General features: G+C 39.2%; 1 protein-coding gene. It reads right to left on the reverse strand.

The window, feature by feature from the left end; genetic code table 11:
- Window positions 1–725: IS110 family transposase (locus N7931_RS19305; RefSeq protein ID WP_262795969.1), on the reverse strand; the 725-nt coding region annotated here is incomplete at its 3' end.
- Window positions 726–945: the final 220 nt, after the last annotated feature.

Genomic DNA, 945 nt, shown 5'->3' on the forward strand with positions numbered 1-945 from the left:
TTAAAGCGTCCACTTTCTCGATTCATTGGTGCAACACCGACTAAAGCAGAGGCTTGTTTATTAGTCATGTAACCCAGCTCTGGTAAATTACAGATGAGTGAGGCCGAAGCTATTTTTCCGATGCCATTCATGCTTTGTAATATGGTATTTTTTGATTGGTAAGTAGGACAGCTTTCAATCAACTCAATAATCTTTTTTTCAATTTTGTTTATTTGATTTTTAAATGCGGTCAGGATGGGTTTAATGGTCATTGCTAAGTTTTTAGGTAATATTTGTAGGCGATTTTTTTCCATGGTTTGCATTACTAATAATTGATTTCGTCTTGCCACTAAATCACTCATAGCCTGCATGGTTTCGGGCTTTAACTGAGATAACTGTGGCTGAATCGCCTCGCCATAATGTGCAATTAACCTGGCATCTAATTTGTCTGTTTTAGCGCGCTGACCTATTGCGCCAGCAAAGCGTTTGATGTGAATAGGGTTTGCAATGACAAACGGCAAATTGGCTTTTGCACATGCCATAATAAATGGCATTTCAAGCCGACCTGTGGCTTCAATAATAACGCGTTTCGGTTTGTGATTTTTTATGGTTTTAACAGCTTCATTAATGCCTTTTTCATCGTTTGAAACAGTGAAATAGATACCCAAAGGGCGAATGTAGATATCGAGTTGGAACTTGCCAGTATCAACACCCACGTTAATGTTTTGATTTAGTTTTAAATCCATAATAAGCTAACTCCTGCTTGCATAATGCGGGTTCGAGACCCAGTAGACTATTCGAGTATTGTGCTTGGAGTCTTTTGCAGTGTTCTTTCTTGTTATCGGTCTCTCAACTGAGGAGCCATCGCTCAATCGAACTACTGCAAAAGAAGGCCTTAGTTGCAGCTAGGGCTTGGGTCTCACTTTACCTTAAATCATTAATTTGGTGGGGTTATTATCCATACAA

It is taken from the genome of Catenovulum sp. 2E275, from assembly GCF_025515275.1.
Classification (GTDB): Bacteria; Pseudomonadota; Gammaproteobacteria; order Enterobacterales; family Alteromonadaceae; genus Catenovulum.